Source organism: Rhizobium indicum (assembly GCF_005862305.2).
Classification (GTDB): domain Bacteria; phylum Pseudomonadota; class Alphaproteobacteria; order Rhizobiales; family Rhizobiaceae; genus Rhizobium; species Rhizobium indicum.
In genome coordinates this window covers 656,213-675,678 of record NZ_CP054021.1, presented here as the reverse complement: position 1 = coordinate 675,678, position 19,466 = coordinate 656,213, and the positions used below count along the sequence as shown (strand labels likewise).

The following is a 19,466-nucleotide window of genomic DNA, read 5'->3' as shown; positions in this document are numbered from 1 at the left end:
GACGCGGTTCACTCCGCGGCTGCGGCAAGACAGCGATCGATGATGCTGCCGATTTCGCTACGGCAGGAGCCGCAATTGGTTCCAGCGCTGGTTTCCTTGCCGACCGCCTCGACGCTGTGACATCCGCCGCGCACGGCAGCCGCGATCTGGTTGACCCCGACACTGTAGCAGGAGCAGACGGTGGCGCCCGGATCCGGCCTGCCTGCGCCGGGACGACCCGCAACGAGCGCAAAGCGTTTCCTGAGGTCGCCGTGCGAGGCGGAGAGCTGCGAGATCGCCCAGTTGCGCGCGACAGCGACGGGTTCGCGGGCGAGAAATAGCGCGGCAAGCAGGACCTCGCCATCGAAGAAGGCGAGCCTGAGGTCGCCGGATTGCCGGTCGGCATAACCAAGCGGTTCGATCTCGGCCGGAATGGCGAAAACCGCGCGGCACCAGGCCGTCCAGTCTTCGACGGTTTCGGCGAAGGCAAGCTCCAGCCGCCAGCCGCCGGCGGCTTTTGCCAGCGCCCAATAGGCGGCGTCGGGCGTGGCGGGTTTTGTGGCGGAGACGGCGAAACCGTAATGGGTGGCGCGGAAGGGCCGGACGGCGACGGCAACGTTCTTCGATGCCGGCTGACCGGAAATGGGATCGGTTATCGGCGAGACCACGGCGTCGATTCGTGCTTTTGCAGCAAACTGGTCGTTCCAGTGCATCGGCGCAAAGATGCCGCCGCGTGCCTGGCGATCGGTCACCAGCGCCCTGACGATTGCCTTGCCGTGCGGGCTGTCGATCTCGACGAGGCCCGCGCTTGATATACCGGCCTCGATCGCGTCGCGCGGATGGATCTCGGCAAAGGGTTCGGCGATATGGGCGGAAAGCCGCGCGCTCTTTCCGGTTCGCGTCATCGTGTGCCACTGGTCGCGGATGCGCCCGGTATTCAGGGTGAAGGGGTATTCGGCATTGGTGCGATCAGTTGCGGGCGGTTTGACCGCGACGAAGCGCGCCTTGCCATCAGGATGGAAGAAACCACCCTCGGCGAAGAAACGGGTGATGCTGGGTTCTGTCCCTGCCGCCTGCGGCCACTGGAAGGGCGATAGTTCGTCGTAGGCGCCGCCGTTTATGCCGGCGCGCGCGCCGATGTCGAAGTCGCGGCTGCCGTTATTTTCGAAGGCGGAAAGCGCGGCGTGCTCCGCAAAGATTGCGTCCGGCGCATCAAATTCGAAGGCGGCGGCAAATCCCATGCGGCGTCCGACCTCCGCAAGCTGCCACCAGTCGGCCCTTGCATCGCCGGGAATGTCGAGAAACGGCCGTTGCCTTGAAATGCGCCGTTCGGAATTGGTGACGGTGCCGTCCTTCTCGCCCCAGCCGAGCGAGGGCAGAAGCACATCTGCGTGCCGGGTCGTATCCGTCTCTTTGAGGATGTCCGACACGACGACGAAGGGACAGGCGGCGATCGCGCTTTCGACGCTGTCGGCATCCGGCATCGAGACGACGGGATTGGTGGCCATGATCCAGAGCGCCTTGATGCGTCCGTCGGCCACGGCTTGGAACATGTCGACCGCCTTCAGGCCGGGTTTCGCGGCGATGACTGGCGAGTTCCAGAAGCGCTGTACACGGTCCCGGTCTTCGGCATTCTCGATCGCCATATGGGCGGCAAGCATATTGGCGAGACCGCCGACTTCGCGCCCGCCCATGGCGTTCGGCTGGCCGGTCAGCGAAAACGGTCCCATGCCGGGGCGGCCGATGCGGCCGGTCGCCAGGTGGCAGTTGAGGATGGCATTGACCTTGTCGGTGCCGGAGGAGGATTGGTTGACGCCCTGGCTGTAGCACGTCACGACTTTCGGCGTCGTCTCGAACAGGCGGAAGAACTCCCTGATCTGCATGGTGGGCAGGCCGGTCCGTTCCAGGAGATCATTGATATCAAGCGCGGCGGCGGCCGCAAAAGCGTCGCCGAAACCTTCGGTATGGGCGCCGATATAATTCTGGTCGATTGCCGGACTAGTCGCGAGATGGGCAAGCAGTCCCATGAACAGCGCAACGTCGCCATCAGGACGGATGGCGAGATGCAGGTCGGCGATGTCGCAGGTCATCGTCCGGCGCGGATCGATGACGACGATCCGCATGTTTGGCCGTGCCGTCTTTGCGGCGGCAAGCCGCTGGTAGATGACGGGATGACACCAGGCAAGGTTGGAGCCGGTCAGGATCACCAGATCCGCAAGTTCGATATCCTCATAGGTCCCGGGCACCGTATCGGCGCCGAAGGCGCGGCGATGCCCCGCCACGGAAGAGGACATGCAGAGCCTTGAATTGGTGTCGATATTGCCGGAGCCGATGAAGCCCTTCATCAGCTTGTTGGCGACATAGTAATCCTCGGTCAGCAACTGGCCCGAGACGTAGAAGGCAACGGCGTCAGGTCCGTGTTCGGCGATCGTTTCAGAAAAACGGCGGGCGACCAGGTCAAGCGCCTCGTCCCAACCGCTCTGTTTGCCTTCGATCTCGGGATAGAGAAGCCGGCCATCGAGATCGATGGTTTCGGCAAGGGCTGAACCCTTCGAGCAGAGCCGGCCGAAATTCGACGGATGCTCGGGATCTCCTTTGACGCTGACTGCGCCTGCCTGGTCGACCGTGGCGATTACGCCGCAGCCGACACCGCAATAGGGACAGGTGGTCTTGACCTCCGCCGCCATCTATTCCGCCGCCATCATCAGGCTTTCCAGAGCAATGAACAGCCTGCCGTCTTCGTTCAGCACCTGGATCGTCCGGACCTCGCCTTCATCGGCGCCGAGCGCCTTGCCTGTTTCCAGCGAGATAACCCAGTTGTGCAGCGGGCAGGTGACTGACTTGGCGTGGACGATGCCCTGGGAGAGCGGGCCGCCCTTGTGCGGGCAGTGATCCTCGATGGCGAAGACCTCGTTTTCGGCCGTGCGGAAGACGGCGATCTTGCCTTGCGGCGTCTTCACGCAGCGCGCCCCGCGCAGCGGGATGTCGGAGATGTCACCGATTGCGATCCAGTTCATGTCCATCTCCTTACTCAGCAGCCTGTGGATAGCCGATCGTCGCCATCGGCTTGAACTCATGCTTGTCCTTGCCGGAAACACGCTCCGACCAGGGGTCGACCTGAGCAAATTTTTGGCTGAAGACGAAGCGCTCGTAATAGGCTTTGCGCTTTTCGGCATCACCCATGATCTGGCGGCGGATTTCCTCCAGGCCGACGCGCTTTGCCCATTTGTAGATGCGCTCGAGGTAACGGGCCTGCTCACGGTACATCTGCGTCAGGGCCACGATATACTCCAGCGCCTCGTCCTCGGTCCGGACAAGCCCGAGGACCTCCGTGCCCTTGATGTCGAGACCGGCCGCACCGGCGAAATGGATTTCGAAACCGGAATCCACGCAGATCACGCCGATGTCCTTGCAGGTTGCTTCCGCGCAGTTGCGCGGGCAGCCGGACACGGCCAATTTCAGCTTGGCCGGCGTCCAGGAGCCCCACATGAACTTTTCGATGCGGATGCCGAGACCGGTGGAATCCTGGGTGCCGAAGCGACACCAGTCAGAGCCGACGCAGGTCTTCACCGTGCGCAAGCCCTTGGCATAAGCCTGGCCGGAGACGAAACCGGCCTTGCCAAGATCGGCCCAGACGGCGGGCAGGTCTTCCTTCTCGATGCCGAGCAGGTCGATGCGCTGGCCGCCGGTGACCTTCACCATCGGGATCTCGAACTTGTCGACGACATCGGCGATGGCGCGCAGCTCGTTCGAATTGGTGACACCGCCCCACATACGCGGAACGACGGAATAGGTGCCGTCCTTCTGGATGTTGGCATGCACGCGCTCATTGATGAAACGCGACTGGTAGTCGTCGGCATATTCGTCCGGCCAGTCGCTGACCAGGTAATAGTTGAGCGCCGGCCGACATTTGGCGCAGCCGCACGAAGTCTTCCACTCGAGCTCCTGCATGACGGCAGGGATGCTTTTCAGCCCCTTGGCCTTGATCAGCCGGCGAACGTCGTCATGGCCGAATTCGGTGCAGGTGCACATCGGCTGGACCGCAGTCGGATTGTAGCTGTCGCCGAGCGTCAGCGCCATGAGTTGTTCGACGAGGCCGGTGCAGGAACCGCACGAGGCGGATGCCTTCGTGTGGGCGCGTACGTCGTCGAGCGACGTCAGCCCTTTGCCTGAAATCGTCGAAGTGATCTTGCCCTTGCATACGCCGTTGCAGCCACAAATCTCCGCGTCATCCGGCAAGGCTGCAACGGCCGCCATAGGGTCCAGCGGCGACCCTCCCTGATAGGCTTGTCCGAAGATCAGCGTCTCGCGCATCTCCGAAATATCGGTTGCCTTCTTCTTCAGGTCATTGAACCAGGCGCCATCGGCGGTTTCGCCGTAAAGCACGGTGCCGATGATCTTATTGTCCTTGAGCACCAGGCGCTTGTAGACGCCGGCGCTGGCATCGCGCAGCACGATCTCCTCGCGGTCGTCGCCATCGGCGAAGTCGCCGAGTGAATAAAGCTCGATGCCGGTGACCTTGAGCTTGGTCGGCGTATCCGCGTGAACGAAGGCGGGCGAACGATCGCCGGAGAGATGCGCGGCGGCGATACGGGCCATTTCATAGAGCGGCGCAACGAGGCCATAGACCATGCCGCCCACCTCGGCGCATTCGCCGAGCGCGAGAATATTGCCGTCCGAGGTCTGCATGCCGGCATCGACGACGATGCCGCGATTGACCGCAAGGCCGGCGTCCTTCGCCAGGCCGACACTGGGACGAATGCCGACGGCCATGACGACCAGCGTTGCCGGGATGATGCGGCCGTCGTCAAGCTCTATGCCCTCGACCTTGCCGTTGCCGACGATCGCCTTGGTATTGGCCTTGCAGATGACCTTGATGCCGCGTTCTTCGACCGCCTTCTGCAGCAGATAACCGGCGGCGGGGTCGAGTTGGCGCTCCATCAGCGTCGGCATGACGTGCAGGACGGTGACGTCCATGCCGCGCTGGGCAAGGCCGGCCGCCGCTTCCAGGCCAAGCAGGCCGCCGCCGATGACGACAGCCTTTTCGCGCGACTGAGCGGCAAGCAGCATCGCCTGCACGTCGTCGAGATCGCGATAGGTGATGACGCCGGGCAGATCCTTGCCGGGAACAGGGATGATGAAAGGCACGGAACCGGTTGCGATCACCAGCTTGTCGTAGCTTTCGGTGACGCCGTGGTCGGAGGTGACGGTCTTGGCGGCACGATCGATGTTGACGATCTTGTGGCCCTTGTAGAGCATGATGCCGTGCTTGATATACCAGCCGTCACCGTGAATGATGATCTGCTCGTAGTCCTTTTCTCCGGAGAGAACCGGCGACAGCATGATGCGGTCGTAATTGACGCGCGGCTCGGCATTGAAGATCGTAACTTCATAGCGTCCCGGCGCCTGCTCGAAGAGGTGCTCCAGCATGCGCCCGGGCGCCATGCCATTGCCGATGATGACGAGTTTTTCGGTCATATTTCCAGGTCCTTAGATCAGGTTGCAGCCATGGGCGCCGAATGCCCTTGGCGCGACAGTTGCTTTACGGACAGGTGCATCCAGATGAGAGAGATTACGACGATCGCGAAGAGCAGCAGGAAACAGCTGGACCAAAGGCCGGTCATGTCTTTGAGGAGGCCAAAGGCAATCGGAAGGATGAAGCCGCCAAGGCCGCCCATCATCCCGACGACGCCGCCGACTGCGCCGACGTTTTCGGGGTAGTAGGCCGGAATGTGCTTGTAGACGGCGGCTTTGCCGAGGCTCATGAAGAAGCCGAGCACGAAGATGACGACGATGAAGATGACAGGGGTGATGCCGAACGCCGGACCCGTCCCGGACGCAGAAACAGCCGGCAGCGAAAGGATGAGAGTGGCGACGGCCGACACGGCAAGCATCGTATACATCACGCTACGCGCGCCCTTTTTATCCGAAAGCACGCCGCCGAAGGCACGGAAGATGCTGCCCGGGATGGAATAGGCGGCCGCGACCATGCCGGCGGTTTCCAGGTTGAAGCCGTAGACGCCGACCAGATAACGCGGCAGCCACAGCGACAGGGCGACGAAGCCTCCGAAGGCGAAGAAATAGTAGAGCGAGAAGCGCCAGACCTGAACGTTCTGCAGCGGCGCGAATTCCTGCGCGAAACTCTTGGAGGCAGCGCGGCGTTCGCGGCGCAGACGAAAGGCCGGATCATCGGTCGTGGTGAACCAGAAGACGATTGCCATCAGCGCCAGACAGACGGCCCAGATCTCCGCAACCGCCTGCCAGCCCCATGCAAGCAGCACGAAGGGAGCGGCGAACTTGGTCACGGCCGCGCCGACATTGCCGGCACCGAAGATGCCGAGCGCGGTTCCCTGCTTCTCCGCCGGGAAGAAAGGCGAGACATAGGCGACACCGACTGCAAAGGAGCCGCCAGCGAGGCCGACGCCGAGGCCGGCGATCAGCATCTGCGTATAGGTCTGGGCGTAGGAGAGCAGAAAGGTCGCCAATGCGGCGGCCAGCATGGTGAGCGTGTAAACGAGACGGCCGCCGTAACGCCCCGTCCAGATGCCAAGAACGATGCGCACCAGCGAACCGGTGAGCACGGGGGTGCCGACCAGCAATCCGAACTCGGCCTCGTTCAGGCCGAGATCCTGCTTGATGCGAATGCCGATGATCGCGAAGATCGTCCACACGGCAAAACAGAGGGTGAAGGCTACAGTGGAGATCCACAATGCCTTGGCTGGTTCGCCGGCGGACATGGACTGTGATTTCTCGATGACAGACATAACTTCTCCGAGGCCCGACAAGGTCGTGCCGATCCATCGCTGAGGGTTAAAACAAAAAGCCGCTGGCCAGGACGCGCATACCCGAGGCGCGCAAAATATCCTGATCAGCGGCTTTGCTGGTGGCGCCCGCCGTTGGACGCCGAATTCTTGAGCCTTCTGGCCCACTTGCCTGGAAGCAATCCGTTGGCCGGATTGCTCAAGCTAAAACCTACCTCTTCAATCTGAAGAGCAGTCTCTGTATCTTCCGCGAGCGTCTATCACTCACTCTGCGCTGATCGCCATTGACCGGTGCAATAAAGATGATGCAAACTGCGTGCCAGTTTTGTAATCTTTGTTCAAGCCACTGAATACAAATAATATTTTTCGAAACGCGTCGCCTGCTTGTTTTTCGGGCGGCCACCCGCTCATGCAAATATTTTGTGCGCTTGTCGTGAGGCGGGCAGATACTTGCTGGCGTTTTGTGCAGGCCGGCATCGGTTAAACCTCGTCGTCGCAAACGAAGGCGAGGGCGCTTTTGACTGCAAAACCTGCGACATAGTCCGGCAGCCTCGCCGGGTCGAAGACGTGGCCGTCCATGAAACGGTCGCCCTCGTCACTGCCTTCGATGCGGATATCGGCATCTTCAGGCGCGTTGGGGTCACCGAGAGCCGTGCGATAGAGATCCGGGCGGTAAGCGGATGCTGCGGCCCTTGCCATGTTAAGACTGATCTCGGCCTGTCCCCAGCGGATCATCTGGCTGTAGATCCAAAGAGCATGGCTTGGCCGGGGATAATTGGCGAAGCCGGAATGGAACATGAAATAATCGGCGATGATGCGGCGGTTGCCCTTTGCGTCGAGGCTGAATTCGCCGGCGAGCACGCGGCGAATGATCTCGACGGGGGCGGCGATATAGCGCGGGTCGGCAAGAGCTGCCGCCAGCGCGTCGTGATTTTCCGGCCGATCGCACCACTGGGCTGCCGCGTCGAGGGCCACGATCAGCCGGGATACGGTTTCCGGATGGCTTTCCGCCCAGTCCGGCCGCATGCCGATCACCTTTTCCGGTGCCGACGGCCAGATATCCTGTTTGGCGGCGACGATGCGGCCGACGCCGCGCTCCGAAGCGACCATGTTCCACGGCGCGCCGACGCAGAAGCCGTCGATCGCACCGGCTGCCAGCGCATCCGAAGTCATGGACGGCGGCACGACGACGAGCTTGACATCCTTGTCGGGATCGATGCCTCCGGCCGCTAGCCAGTAGCGGAATTCGTAATTGTGCGAGGAGAAGGGGTAGGTGACGCCGAAGGTTGGCAGCGGCTCGCCGCGGGCCTTCATCGCCGCCAATGTTTTTGCCAGTGCATAGGCATTGTCGAGCGCGCTTGCCGTTTCCGGCAATCCTGCGTCATCCCGCATCCTGTCGAAGAGCCGCGTCGACAGAGTGATCGCGTTGCCGCCGCGCCCCAGCGAAAACGGCGTGATCGTCGGCGAGGGATTGGAGCCGAGACCAAGCATGGAGGCAACGGGCATCGGCGACAGCATGTGGGCGATATCGAACTGACGGAATGCCAGGCGGTCGCGCACATTCGCCCAGGAGACGTCCTTGACCAGCTCGAGCGTCAACCCTTCCTTCCGCGCGAAGCCGAATTCCGCCGCCGCAATCAGCACCGATGCATCGACGAGCGGAATGAAGCCGGCCCGCAGCACTTTCGGTCCTTCGGTGTTCACGCGCACGGGCGAGGGCAGCTCGCCGCCAGAATTGGCGATCTTCGTCATCATATCCACTCCGGTTTCCTCCGGAAATTCATCAGGTCGGCCATTACATCAACAGCCCCGCGGCAGTGACGACGCTCTGGGCGATTTCCGACATCTTCTTCTTTTCGTTCATCGCTGTCTGGCGCAGCAGGGCGAAAGCCTCTTCCTCCGACAGGCCGCGCATCTTCATCAATATGCCTTTGGCGCGCTCGATGAGCTTGCGTTCCTCCAGCGCGGAGCGGGCATCGGCAAGCTCCCGCCGCAGCCGGCTGAAGGCATTGAAGCGGCTGACGGCCATGTCGAGGATTGGTTTGACGCGTTCCTTCTTCAAGCCGTCGACGATATAGGCCGAGACGCCGGCATCGACAGCTGCCTCGATCGAGGCCGTGTCGGACCGATCGACGAACATGGCGATCGGGCGGCTGACCGTACGCGTCAACTGGAACAGGTGCTCCATCATGTCGCGGTTGGGATTTTCGATATCGATGATGATCACATCGGGCATCAGCGTTTCGATGATTCGCGCGATGCCATTGACCTCATGCACGACGGTGACGCGCGTATGCCCTGCCTCGCGCAGGCCTTCTTCGATGATGGAGGCGCGAATGGCATTTTCGTCGATCACCAGAATTGTCAGATCGAGATGCGTCATTGCTCTATTCATGACGCAGTGCAGCAAATTTAGCAAGGCTCCGCCTGAAAAATGTGCAAGAATAAGTATGCGTAAAAACTAATCAAATTGCCGAAATTTCGAGCGGGATCAATATACAGCGTCGCGGCAAGGTCTTCAGGGCTGCGGTATTTCGGATGTGAAAAGGGGAACGTCATAGCCGCGCTTGAGCTGTGGCCGTGCCGCAAGCCTGAGATACCATCGTTTGACGTTCGCAAATGCATTCAGGTCGATCTCGTGGCGTTTAAAACGGGAAACCCAGGGCCAGACCGCCATGTCGGCGATGGAATAGTCGTCGACGAGATAGTCGCGGTCTGCGAGCCGCGCGTTCAACGTCTCATAGAGGCGGCGAGTGTCCCTGCGAAAGAGATCCTCTGCGAACGGCGCTTCGCCTGCATTGTAAGTCAGGAAATAATGGGCGTTGCCGAGTGTCGGCCCGAAGCCGCCCATCTGCCACATCAGCCATTCGATCGTGTGATGCCGGGCGGCACCCTGCCGGGGCAGGAAGCGGCCGGTCTTTTCGGCGAGGTAGAGCAGGATGGCGCCGGATTCGGCAAGCGTGATCCCGGTCTCGTGATCGACGATAGCCGGAATCTTGCCGCCCGGATTGATGGCGAGATAATCCTGCCGGAATTGATCTCCCTTGGTAATATCGATCGTGTGGGGGCGGTAGGAGAGGCCGAACTCCTCGAGCGCGATGGACACTTTAAGCCCGTTCGGCGTGATCCAAGTATAGAGGTCGATCATCGGGGGTTCAATCGAACATCATTTCGTCGACCGGCAGCTTCGTCATTCCGAAGCGCCCGGTGACATCGTCGAGGCCAGAGAACATGTCCCGCAGAGTTTGCACGATCGTCTCGACACGCGGGTCAATGACGCGATAGACGATCGCTTTGCCGTCGCGGCGTCCTTCGATCACGCCCGCCTCGCGAAGCTCGCTCAATTGCTGGGAAAGCGTCGGCTGGCGGATACCGAGCTCGTCCTCCATCCCAGAGACCGAGGCTTCCGTCTCCATGAGGTAGCAGACGATCGCCAGGCGGTTGGCGTTGGCGATCAGCTTCAGCAATTCGCTTGCTGCGCCGACATCGCGGCAGACTCTTGAGGAAACGGGCTTCGTCAACGGTATCGTCCTTGAAGGTTCTATAAAAAAGTAAAGTGACGGCGCCGAATTTTCAACTCCGGCGCGCTCACTTCGCTCGATCTGGTAAAAGATTTCATTGCCTATCGATTTTATGGGATTTCAAAGGCGATTTTCTCCCGCTGACGACAATCGCTTCCTCGCAATCAATTTATAAAAAAGTAAATTGATTGCCATGAGCCACGTCATCGGTCGCACAGAATGAAAATTGGTGTTCATCCCAACAATCTGCATCTGCGTCTCGCGCGCCTCTGGCCCGGCGCCTTCGCGGATCTGCAGCCAATATTCGTCTCCTATGCAGAAGGCCGCGATACGGCGGCGCTGCTGGAAAATGGCGACATCGATCTCGGCGGCACCGGCTCGACGCCGCCGCTTGAGGCGGACATACGCGGCCTCGGCGTCGAATATGTCGCCGCCTCCGCGCCGCGCCCGGCCAATGGCGCCATTTTCGTCAGGAGCGACAGTCCGATCGGCTCCGTCGCTGAGCTGAAAGACCGCCGGATCTCGCTGATCGACGGTTCGTTTCACACCTATCTCCTGGCCCGCAGCCTCGAAGGTGAGGGGATGAGCCTGCCGGATGTCGAGCGGGTCGAAAGCGGAGCGCGCGATTCGCTCGCCGATCTGCTCGAAGGGCGCGTCGATGCCTGGGTCGCCATGTCGCCGCGTCTCGAAAAGGCACTGGAGCGCGACGACGTCAAGCCGATCGTCCGCTGCGGCGCGGCCATTCCCAACCGTTCTTTGTTCTGGACATTGGAGCGGAACGGCCTTTCGGCAACGGAGATCCGGGCGATCGTCTCCGAACTCAGCCGGATCGGTAACGGGATCGCCGCTGATCCACGCACCGCCGCCAGACTTCTTGCATCGGGCGACCGCGGCGGACCTGACGACCGCGGCGGACCTGACGACCGCGGCGGACCTGACGACCGCGGCGGATCTGGCGACCGCGACGGAACGGATATCGATGCCTGGGAAAAGGTGGTGCGCTCGCGCGACTTCACGGTGTTCCCGATCGACGAAGAGATCATTGCCGAACAACAGGAAGAGGCCGACACGTTGCTGCGCCACGGCCATTTCACCAACCCCATCGTGCTGAAACGCCCGGAAACGACGAGATAACGAAGGAATCAGGCGATGAACGTTTTCTGGTACATGTGCGCGCCCGACGGCGCCTATCCCTGGCAGCCGGAAGGCTCACGTCAGGTCGATTACGGTTACTACAAGCAGCTTGCCCAGGCCTATGACCATCTGGGCTACACCGGCGCGCTGTTTGCGACCGGCGCCCACGACGTCTGGGTGCTGGCGAGTGCGCTGCTTGCTCACACCGAGCGACTGCGTTTCCTCGTCGCCGTCCATCCCGGCCTCGTCGCGCCGACACTGCTTGCCAAGATGGCCGCCACCTTTCAGGAATTCGCCCGTGGCCGGCTGCTCATCAATGTCGTCTCCGGCGACGCCAAGATGCTCGGCGCCTATGGCATGATGCTGCCGCATGACGAGCGCTATGACATGGCGGAGGAATATCTTCAGCTTTGGCACCGGCTCTTTGCCGGTGAGAGCGTTACCCATCAGGGCAAGTATTTCTCGACGGACGGCGCCAAGCTCGCCTTGCCGGTCGGCGAGAGCATCGCACCACCGCCGCTCTGGTTCGGTGGCTCCTCGGATAAGGCGCTTGAGGTCGCGGCGAAACATGTGGACACCTATCTCTCCTGGGGCGAGACGCCCGCCCAGATCGGCGAAAAGGTCGAAGCGGTGAAGGCGCGTGCCGCCCATTACGGTCGTGAACTGGAATATGGCATCCGCCTCTATGTCATCGTTCGCGACACCGACGAAAAAGCCTGGGAGGCGGCGGCCGACCTCTATGACCGCATGGATGATGCGGCGATCAGCGCCAACCAGCGCTTCGTTGCAAGAAGCGATTCCGTCGGCCAGCAGCGCATGACGGCGCTGCACGGCGGCCTCAAGCCGGAGAACCTTCGCGATCTCGAAGTCGCGCCGAACCTCTGGGCCGGCATCGGCCTGGTGAGGCCCGGTCCCGGTACGGCGATCGTCGGTTCGCCGGATACGGTTCTGCGCACGCTCGAAGCCTATCAGAAGGCTGGCGTCGACACTTTTATTCTTTCTGGCATGCCGCTGCTTGAGGAAGCCTATCGTTTCGGCGAAAAGGTGCTGCCGCGGCTCGATGTCAGCAGGGAAGTCTCGAAGGCGCGGAACTACACCTGGTCGACGCTCTTCGATCGCGATCTTTCGACCGTCAAGAGCGCCTGATCCTCTCGCCAGAAGGTAAGTTTTGTGGCCACCAGTGAATTTCATCCGATCGAACAGGCCGCTCCAGATAGCGGGGTGGCAGCGCGCCTGCTGCGGGTGATCGAAGCGATTCTCGGCATTGCCGCGGCAGTCGTTCTGGCCGTACTGCTCTTGATGGTGCTCGTCACAGTCTGCCTGCGCTATTTCTTCAGCGCCGGCTTCATCGGCGCCGAGGATCTCGGCATCTGGCTGCATGTTGGTCTGATCGCGCTCGGCGCGCCCCTCAGCCTCAACAGCGCGCTTGCCATGCGCCTCGACGTCTTCGTCAAGATGCTGCCGGAAAGCCTGCAGAAGGTCACGCCGATCGGCGCCGACGTCTTCACCGTGCTTTCGGCGCTGATCCTGAGCTTCGGCGGCAGCGAGATCATGACGATGCTCGGCGGCGTCTCGCCGACGCTCGGCGTGCCGGAATGGATCCGCTTCGGTTTCCTCGGCGCTGGCGGCGCGCTGATCCTCGTCGTGCTGCTTCTGCAGCGCATCGCCGAAGGCAAGATCGTGCCGGTTGTGATCTCGCTTGCCGTCGGTGTCGCGCTCTATGCCGGCATCCCGCATGTCGCGCTCGATCTCGACTGGCCGCCGAGCATCTTCCTCGGACTGATCGCCGCGGTCGGCCTCGTGCTTGCTGCGCCACTGCCGCACGCCTTTCTTGCCGCGGCCTATGTCGTCATCGCCTTCGGCAGCAGCCTGCCGGAGCCGGCGATCGTTTCCGCCACCGTCACCGGCATCTCGAAATTCCTGCTGCTCGCCATTCCCTTCTTCCTGCTCGCCGGCGGCCTCCTGACGGCCTCCGGAGTCGCCAACCAGCTCGTGCGCTTCGCCGCCGCCATGGTCGGCCATCGCCGGGCCGGGCTGGCGCAGACGACGCTTTTGACCAGCGTCCTGTTTTCCGGCGCTTCCGGCTCGTCGGTCGCAAACGCCGCCTTCGGCGCCTCGACCTTCCAGCCCGAGCTGGTCAAACACGGCTATCGGCCGGCGCAGGCGGCGGCGATCATCGCCTCGACATCGGTTCTCGACAATGTCATCCCGCCGTCGATCGCATTTCTCATCCTTGCGACGGCGACCAATCTTTCCGTCGGCTCGCTGCTCGTCGGCGGTTTCTTCGCCGGCGGCCTGATGGCCATATGCCTGGCGGTCGCCATCCATCTGACCGTGCGTGAGCAGGTGCCTTTGCCGCGCGCAAATGCGAGACAGCGCTGGCAGTCAGCGGTCCAGGCAATCCCGGCTCTCGGGCTCGGCGTCATCGTCGTCGTCGGCATCCGCATCGGTATCGTCACCACCACGGAAGCCGCTGCTCTTGCTGCTTTTTACACACTGCTACTCGGCATCGGTGCGCGCCTCGGCATTCTCTCGTTCTATGCCGCCTTTCGCCAAGCAGCAGTCGAAGCGGCGGCGATCGGCCTTCTCATCGGCACAGCGGGCCCCTTTGCCTTCCTGCTGGCGGTCGACGACGTGTCCGGGTTGATCTCGCATCTGACGACAGTGCTCGGCGGCAGCGCGCTTGCGGTCATCCTGCTGTCGAACGTCATCCTGCTGGTCGTCGGCCTCGTTCTCGATATCGGCGCTGCTATCCTGCTTTTCGGCCCGATCCTGCTGCCGGCAGCGGTCGCCGCCGGCATCGATCCCATTCAGTTCGGCGTGATCATCGTCGTCAACCTGATGATCCACGGACTGACGCCGCCGCTCGGCATGCTGATCTTCGTCGTCAGTGGCGTCACGCGCATTCCCGCCTCAGAGCTCTTTCGGGCGGTGGTTCCCTATCTGCTCGCTCTCCTGGTCTCGCTGGCAATCCTTTGCGCCTGGGCCATCATCTTCTCGTAAACAGGACAACCCCATGGACAATTTCAACCGACGCAATTTTCTGAAGACCGCCGCTCTCGCCGGAACCGCGCTTGCAGCGCCCGCCTTCGTCCGCACGGCCGCCGCCCGCACGACGACGATCACGATCGCCTCGCTGCTCGGCGACGACAAGCCGGAAACGAAGATCTGGGTGAAGATCGGCGAACTGGTCGAAGCGAAGCTTCCCGGCCAGTTCAAGTTCAATATCGTCAGGAATGGTGCGCTCGGCGGCGAGAAGGAAGTGGCCGAAGGCGTGCGGCTCGGCTCCATCCAGGCGAGCCTCTCGACGGTCTCGTCGCTCTCCGGCTGGGCGCCGGAACTGCAGATCCTCGATCTGCCCTTCCTCTTCCGCGATGCCGACCATGTTCGCAGGACCGTCGCCGGCGATGTCGGCGCCGATCTCAAGCAGAAACTGCAGGCGCAGAATTTCGTCGTCGGCGATTTCATCAATTACGGCGCCCGCCATCTCCTGACCAAGGAACCGGTGACGCGGCCGGAGCAGCTCAAGGGCAAGCGCATCCGCGTCATCCAGAGCCCGTTGCACACCAAGCTCTGGAGCGCATTCGGCACGACGCCGATCGGCATTCCGATCACCGAGACCTATAATGCGCTCGCAACCGGTGTCGCCGACGCGATGGACCTGACCAAATCGGCCTATGCCGGCTTCAAGCTCTATGAGGTGGTGCCCGACATGACCGAGACCGGCCACATCTGGGCATCCGGCGTCATCTATTATACCTCGACCTTCTGGGCCGGCCTCAACGACGAGCAGAAGGCGGTGTTCCAGCAGGCTTCCAGCGAAGGCGCTGCCTATTTCAACCAGCTGATCGTCGACGACGAATCCAAATCCGTCGAGACGGCGCTCGGCCACGGCGGAAAGCTCTTGAAGCCGGAAGCCTTCGACGAATGGCAGAAGGGCGCCCAGGGGGTGTGGGACGATTTCGCGCCTGTTGTCGGCGGCATCGACAGGATCAAATCCGTCCAGGCCGCCTGAGCGAGGGGCGGGCGGTTCTCCTGCTGCTTTTGACGGGACCGATGGAAAGCCATCGGTCTCTTCATCGCGCGCACTTGCCGGAAAAATAATGTCGGAGCAGGCCGGAAATCGAAAGAGCATGCCTTCGGTGATCGTGGTATATGAATTACTTAAAATCCTGGAATGGGAAGTTTTTACCTTCGGCCGGTGCGATCCTTTTGACCGCAATCTCGCGACCGCTTCCGGCGGACGGATCCCATGGCCTCGATTTGAGATAAACAACATTGAACACAAGGCTTTGGAGGGCCGACCATGAGCTTACGTATCAACGATATTGCCCCCGATTTTACCGCCGACACCACCCAGGGACCGATCAGCTTCCATGAGTGGATCGGCAGCGGCTGGGCCGTCCTGTTCTCGCATCCGAAGAATTTCACGCCGGTTTGCACCACTGAGCTTGGCGCCATGGCCGGCCTCGCAGGGGAGTTTACCAAGCGTGGCGCCAAGATCATCGGCATCTCCGTCGATCCGGTCGAAAGCCATGCCAAGTGGAAGAACGACATCAAGACCGCCACAGGCTTCGACGTCGAATATCCGCTGATCGGTGACAAGGACCTCAAGGTCGCCAAGCTCTACGACATGCTGCCGGCCGGCGCTGGCGAGAGCTCGGAAGGCCGCACGCCTGCCGACAATGCGACGGTGCGTTCGGTCTTCATCATCGGTCCGGATAAGAAGATCAAGCTGATCCTGACCTATCCGATGACGACAGGCCGCAATTTCAATGAGATCCTGCGCGCCATCGATTCCATCCAGCTGACGGCCAAGCACCAGGTGGCCACACCGGCTAACTGGAATCAGGGCGAGGATGTCATCATCACCGCCGCGGTTTCCAACGAAGACGCGATCACGCGTTTCGGCTCCTTCGATACGGTTCTGCCCTATCTCAGGAAGACCAAGCAGCCGACGGCCTGATTACTGCTTTCAAGCCATTCTCCAGACCGCCGCGGCCATATGGCCCGGCGGCTTTTTTGTGCAGGCATTCTGGAAGAATGTCGCTCCGTTGCGCCTTGTTGTTGGGCAATTCCGGACGCAAAACCGCTACGCCCTTTTGCTGCAATTGCTTGGGCTCAATCCGGAACGGGAAGGGCGCGCTGGTTGTAGAGGATCTTGCGGATGCGTGCCTGCTCTTCTTCGGAGAGCTTGCTGTTATCGGTGCCGAGATCGGCGCCGACCGCAAGGCCGCGCTGGACGCCGGGCCGTGCACTGAGCTCCTCGAACCATCGCTTGAAATGCTTGAATTCGTTGATGTCCTGACCCTGGGCCTGCCAGTTGACGGTCCAGGGATAGCTGACGATGTCGGCGATGGTGAATTCGTCACCGGCGAGATAACGCTGGTCGCGAAGCCGCATGTTGAGAACGCCGTAAAGGCGGTTGGCTTCGTCGGTGAAGCGCCGCACCGCATAGGACTGATCGCCTTCGCGATCGCCGAGGCGGCGGAAATGACCGGCTTCGCCGAGTTTTGGCCCCTGGTTCGCCATCTGCCAGATCACCCATTGCGTGACCTCGTATTTGCCACGCAGATCCTGCGGCCAGAATTTGCCGGTCTTCTCGGCGAGATAGAAGAGGATCGCGCCGGATTCGAACACGCTCAAGGGACCGCCGCCATCGGCAGGCTCGTGATCGACAATGGCAGGCATGCGGTGATTGGGGTTGAGCTTTAGATAATCGGGTCTGAACTGGTCGCCCCGCCCGATATTGACCGGCACCAGCCGATAGGGAGTGCCGGTTTCCTCCAGGAAGATCGAAACCTTCTTGCCGTTCGGCGTCGGCCAGTAGTGGAGATCAATCATCTGCGTATCCTCGTTTGCTCGATTTCCTGGTAAACAGGATGACGCGACGACCATGGCAGGTCGAATATGTTTGTTCCAAAATCGATGGCGAAATTAGAAACCTGTGACCAGTCCGTGCCAGCAACTCAGGTGCAGATATGGAAATGGGGAAGCTTCGTGCCTCGATCGATGATATCTAGAATCCAGCGTCGTGATGGAAGTTCAAACCTCATGAGATCCGATGACACGCCGAAAACGTCAGTCCGACATTGCGATGAGATCGGCCAAGGCCATGCTTTCGCTCTGTCTTCTGTTTTCCCAAGCGGACACTATGATGGCCCAGCCGGAAGGAAGCACTGGGGCGCCGGCATGTCTCTACTCAGGTCCTTCGGCGTCGGGATCGGGTGAGACGCTCTGCATCCGGAAAGATAGTTTCAACCGCGACCTTTGCGTCGCGATCGAGCATTTCGCCAGCGCCAATCAATTGCCGCCGGATTATTTCGCCCGTCTCATCTGGCGGGAAAGCACCTTTCGCCCCGATGCGGTCAGCTTCAAGGGAGCGCAGGGGATTGCGCAATTCATGCCCGGAACGGCGAAACTGCGCGGTCTTGAAGACAGCTACCAGGTGTTGGAAGCCCTGCGGAAATCGGCGCAGTATCTCGACGAATTGCGCAATCGTTTCGGCAATCTCGGCCTTGCCGCCGCCGCCTACAATGCCGGCGAAAACGGACTTTCATCTTACCTAGCGTCAGGGAGATTACCTTACGAGACGCGCGGTTACGTCCTGGCGATCACCGCGCATACGATCGAGGAATGGAAGGATAATCCCCCGGAAGATGCGGCCGCCCCGCTCGACAAGGACAAGCCGTTTCTCGATGGCTGCGTGGCGCTTGCCGAACGGCGGACATTGAAGGACACACCCTGGCGTCAGGAGGGTGAATGGGCGCCCTGGGGCGTCCAGCTTGCGGCGAATGCGAATGTCGCGGTGGCCCGGCGCATGTTTCTCGACGCCGTGCAGGATCTGCCGACACCCTTGAATGCCGAGCAGCCGCTGATCCTGCGCCAGCGCGACCGCAGCTTTGGTTTTCGCCCGCGTTATGCTGCCCGCATCGGCCGGCAGACACGCTTGGAAGCCAACGACCTCTGCAACCAGATCCGCAAACACGGCGGCACCTGTCTTGTTTTCAAGAATCGATAGCGGGCCTGGTTGAGCCGACTTGATCACGAAAAGTCTGCTTGCAGGATCACCTGAGCGCAGCATATTCAACACGGAAATTCCAAGGGAGGAACGATGATGCGGGTTTTGGTAGTCGGAGCAACGGGCCATGTCGGAACCTATCTCGTTCCCCGTCTGGTGGAGGCAGGTCACGACGTCGTCACGATCAGCCGAGGCACGGCGAAGCCCTATACGGCAAACCACGCCTGGGCTTCCGTCGATCAGCGTCAGATGGACCGGGCAGCCATGGAGCGGACGGGTGAGTTCGGCCCGGCCGTACGTGAAGTGAAAGCCGATATCGTCATCGACATGATCAGCTTCACGCTGGAAAGTGCCGAGCACCTGGTGACGGCGCTGCAGGGGCATGTCGGTCACTTCCTGCATACCGGCACGATCTGGACGCATGGCTACCCCACTGCCGTGCCGACGCTGGAAGAGGCGCCGAAGTCTCCTTTCGGCGACTATGGCACGCAGAAGGCTGCGATCGAAACCTATCTGCTGCAGCAGGCAAGGCTTCGCGGATTTCCGGCAACCATCATCCATCCCGGGCACATTGTCGGTCCCGGCTGGACGCCGCTCAATCCGGCCGGCAATTTCAACCTGCAGGTCTTTTCGACCCTTGCCCGCGGAGAGACCCTGGCGCTGCCCCATTTCGGCTTGGAGACCGTTCATCACGTCCATGCCGATGATGTGGCAGCGATGTTCATGGGCGCGATTGCCAACCGGAATGCCTCGATCGGCGAAAGTTTCCACGCGGTCTCTGAGCAGGCATTGACCCTTCGCGGTTATGCCGAATCCATGTCTCGCTGGTTCGGGCACGAGCCGAAGCTCAGCTTCGCCCCATTCGACGCCTGGGCCGAAAGTCAGACGGCCGAAGATGCGAAGGCGACCTGGGAACATATCGCCCGCAGCCCGAATTGCTCGATCGCCAAAGCCAAACGCCTGCTGGGATACACCCCGAGATACACCTCCCTGCAGGCGGTGCAGGAATCGGTCGGCTGGCTGGTCGGGCAGGGGCGGATCAAGACCTGA

The 19,466-nt window shown here is 61.4% G+C and carries 17 protein-coding genes; 8 read left to right on the top strand and 9 right to left on the bottom strand.

The annotated features are described in order from the left end of the window. Positions 1-8 precede the first annotated feature (8 nt). From FFM53_RS03285 to FFM53_RS03250, 8 genes are all read right to left on the bottom strand, one after another. On the bottom strand, positions 9-2,666 hold the full coding sequence (locus tag FFM53_RS03285) for a nitrate reductase (RefSeq protein WP_138390856.1): 2,658 nt from the start codon (positions 2,664-2,666) through the stop codon (positions 9-11). Further along, the gene (gene nirD, locus FFM53_RS03280; protein ID WP_017960132.1) at positions 2,667-3,002 is read right to left on the bottom strand and encodes a nitrite reductase small subunit NirD; all 336 of its coding nucleotides are present in this window, start codon (positions 3,000-3,002) and stop codon (positions 2,667-2,669) included. 4 nt (positions 3,003-3,006) lie between these two features. Next, positions 3,007-5,457, bottom strand: a complete 2,451-nt coding sequence (gene nirB, locus FFM53_RS03275) for a nitrite reductase large subunit NirB (RefSeq protein ID WP_138329898.1) — start codon at positions 5,455-5,457, stop codon at positions 3,007-3,009. Between the two features lie 17 nt (positions 5,458-5,474). After that, positions 5,475-6,743: an MFS transporter gene (locus tag FFM53_RS03270; protein WP_138329896.1), complete on the bottom strand. Its 1,269-nt coding sequence runs from the start codon at positions 6,741-6,743 to the stop codon at positions 5,475-5,477. Positions 6,744-7,220: 477 nt separating this feature from the next. Further along, positions 7,221-8,501, bottom strand: coding sequence for a CmpA/NrtA family ABC transporter substrate-binding protein (locus tag FFM53_RS03265; RefSeq protein WP_171598926.1), 1,281 nt, complete (start codon positions 8,499-8,501; stop codon positions 7,221-7,223). A 34-nt stretch (positions 8,502-8,535) separates the two neighbouring features. After that, positions 8,536-9,123 (bottom strand): ANTAR domain-containing response regulator, encoded by a 588-nt coding sequence (locus FFM53_RS03260; protein WP_138329895.1) that lies wholly within the window; start codon positions 9,121-9,123, stop codon positions 8,536-8,538. A 135-nt stretch (positions 9,124-9,258) separates the two neighbouring features. Then, on the bottom strand, positions 9,259-9,888 hold the full coding sequence (locus tag FFM53_RS03255) for a glutathione S-transferase family protein (protein WP_138390854.1): 630 nt from the start codon (positions 9,886-9,888) through the stop codon (positions 9,259-9,261). Between the two features lie 7 nt (positions 9,889-9,895). After that, complete coding sequence (locus tag FFM53_RS03250) at positions 9,896-10,261, bottom strand: ArsR/SmtB family transcription factor (RefSeq protein WP_027684949.1); 366 nt, start codon at positions 10,259-10,261, stop codon at positions 9,896-9,898. 219 nt (positions 10,262-10,480) lie between these two features. Here FFM53_RS03250 and FFM53_RS03245 point away from each other — a divergent pair, with 219 nt between their 5' ends. The 6 genes from FFM53_RS03245 to FFM53_RS03220 all read left to right on the top strand — a co-directional run bounded on the left by FFM53_RS03245 (position 10,481) and on the right by FFM53_RS03220 (position 16,361). Next, positions 10,481-11,395 (top strand): ABC transporter substrate-binding protein, encoded by a 915-nt coding sequence (locus tag FFM53_RS03245; protein ID WP_138390853.1) that lies wholly within the window; start codon positions 10,481-10,483, stop codon positions 11,393-11,395. 15 nt (positions 11,396-11,410) lie between these two features. Next, the gene (locus tag FFM53_RS03240; protein WP_138390852.1) at positions 11,411-12,541 is read left to right on the top strand and encodes an LLM class flavin-dependent oxidoreductase; all 1,131 of its coding nucleotides are present in this window, start codon (positions 11,411-11,413) and stop codon (positions 12,539-12,541) included. A 24-nt stretch (positions 12,542-12,565) separates the two neighbouring features. Next, positions 12,566-14,398 (top strand): TRAP transporter large permease, encoded by a 1,833-nt coding sequence (locus FFM53_RS03235; RefSeq protein ID WP_138390851.1) that lies wholly within the window; start codon positions 12,566-12,568, stop codon positions 14,396-14,398. A gap of 13 nt (positions 14,399-14,411) precedes the next feature. Further along, positions 14,412-15,410 carry a TRAP transporter substrate-binding protein gene (locus FFM53_RS03230; protein ID WP_138390850.1) on the top strand — a complete coding sequence of 333 codons (999 nt, stop codon included), beginning with the start codon at positions 14,412-14,414 and terminating at the stop codon, positions 15,408-15,410. Between the two features lie 88 nt (positions 15,411-15,498). Continuing rightward, complete coding sequence (locus tag FFM53_RS03225) at positions 15,499-15,705, top strand: hypothetical protein (RefSeq protein ID WP_138329883.1); 207 nt, start codon at positions 15,499-15,501, stop codon at positions 15,703-15,705. Then, the gene (locus FFM53_RS03220; protein WP_138329881.1) at positions 15,702-16,361 is read left to right on the top strand and encodes a peroxiredoxin; all 660 of its coding nucleotides are present in this window, start codon (positions 15,702-15,704) and stop codon (positions 16,359-16,361) included. Before FFM53_RS03225 ends, FFM53_RS03220 begins: the two co-directional genes overlap by 4 nt. Positions 16,362-16,516: 155 nt before the next feature. On the opposite strand, the gene FFM53_RS03215 is transcribed toward FFM53_RS03220, so the two are convergent. Further along, entirely contained in the window at positions 16,517-17,239 is a 723-nt protein-coding gene (locus FFM53_RS03215; RefSeq protein ID WP_138390849.1) for a glutathione binding-like protein, read from the bottom strand. 220 nt (positions 17,240-17,459) lie between these two features. On the opposite strand from FFM53_RS03215, the gene FFM53_RS03210 reads away from it, so the two are divergent. Both FFM53_RS03210 and FFM53_RS03205 read left to right on the top strand, forming a co-directional pair. Beyond that, a complete protein-coding gene (locus tag FFM53_RS03210) occupies positions 17,460-18,416 on the top strand; it encodes a lytic transglycosylase domain-containing protein (protein ID WP_138390848.1) in 957 nt (318 codons plus the stop codon). Between the two features lie 93 nt (positions 18,417-18,509). After that, on the top strand, positions 18,510-19,466 hold the full coding sequence (locus FFM53_RS03205; protein ID WP_173883535.1) for an NAD-dependent epimerase/dehydratase family protein: 957 nt from the start codon (positions 18,510-18,512) through the stop codon (positions 19,464-19,466).

Coding starts and splice junctions, on each gene's coding strand:
- FFM53_RS03225 (WP_138329883.1), top strand. CDS start 15,499: ATGTCGGAGCAGGCCGGAAATCGAAAGAGCATGCCTTCGGTGATCGTG.
- nirD (WP_017960132.1), bottom strand. CDS start 3,002: ATGGACATGAACTGGATCGCAATCGGTGACATCTCCGACATCCCGCTG.
- FFM53_RS03205 (WP_173883535.1), top strand. CDS start 18,510: ATGATGCGGGTTTTGGTAGTCGGAGCAACGGGCCATGTCGGAACCTAT.
- FFM53_RS03230 (WP_138390850.1), top strand. CDS start 14,412: ATGGACAATTTCAACCGACGCAATTTTCTGAAGACCGCCGCTCTCGCC.
- FFM53_RS03270 (WP_138329896.1), bottom strand. CDS start 6,743: ATGTCTGTCATCGAGAAATCACAGTCCATGTCCGCCGGCGAACCAGCC.
- FFM53_RS03220 (WP_138329881.1), top strand. CDS start 15,702: ATGAGCTTACGTATCAACGATATTGCCCCCGATTTTACCGCCGACACC.
- FFM53_RS03240 (WP_138390852.1), top strand. CDS start 11,411: ATGAACGTTTTCTGGTACATGTGCGCGCCCGACGGCGCCTATCCCTGG.
- FFM53_RS03210 (WP_138390848.1), top strand. CDS start 17,460: ATGACACGCCGAAAACGTCAGTCCGACATTGCGATGAGATCGGCCAAG.
- FFM53_RS03285 (WP_138390856.1), bottom strand. CDS start 2,666: ATGGCGGCGGAGGTCAAGACCACCTGTCCCTATTGCGGTGTCGGCTGC.
- FFM53_RS03245 (WP_138390853.1), top strand. CDS start 10,481: ATGAAAATTGGTGTTCATCCCAACAATCTGCATCTGCGTCTCGCGCGC.
- FFM53_RS03255 (WP_138390854.1), bottom strand. CDS start 9,888: ATGATCGACCTCTATACTTGGATCACGCCGAACGGGCTTAAAGTGTCC.
- nirB (WP_138329898.1), bottom strand. CDS start 5,457: ATGACCGAAAAACTCGTCATCATCGGCAATGGCATGGCGCCCGGGCGC.
- FFM53_RS03260 (WP_138329895.1), bottom strand. CDS start 9,123: ATGACGCATCTCGATCTGACAATTCTGGTGATCGACGAAAATGCCATT.
- FFM53_RS03215 (WP_138390849.1), bottom strand. CDS start 17,239: ATGATTGATCTCCACTACTGGCCGACGCCGAACGGCAAGAAGGTTTCG.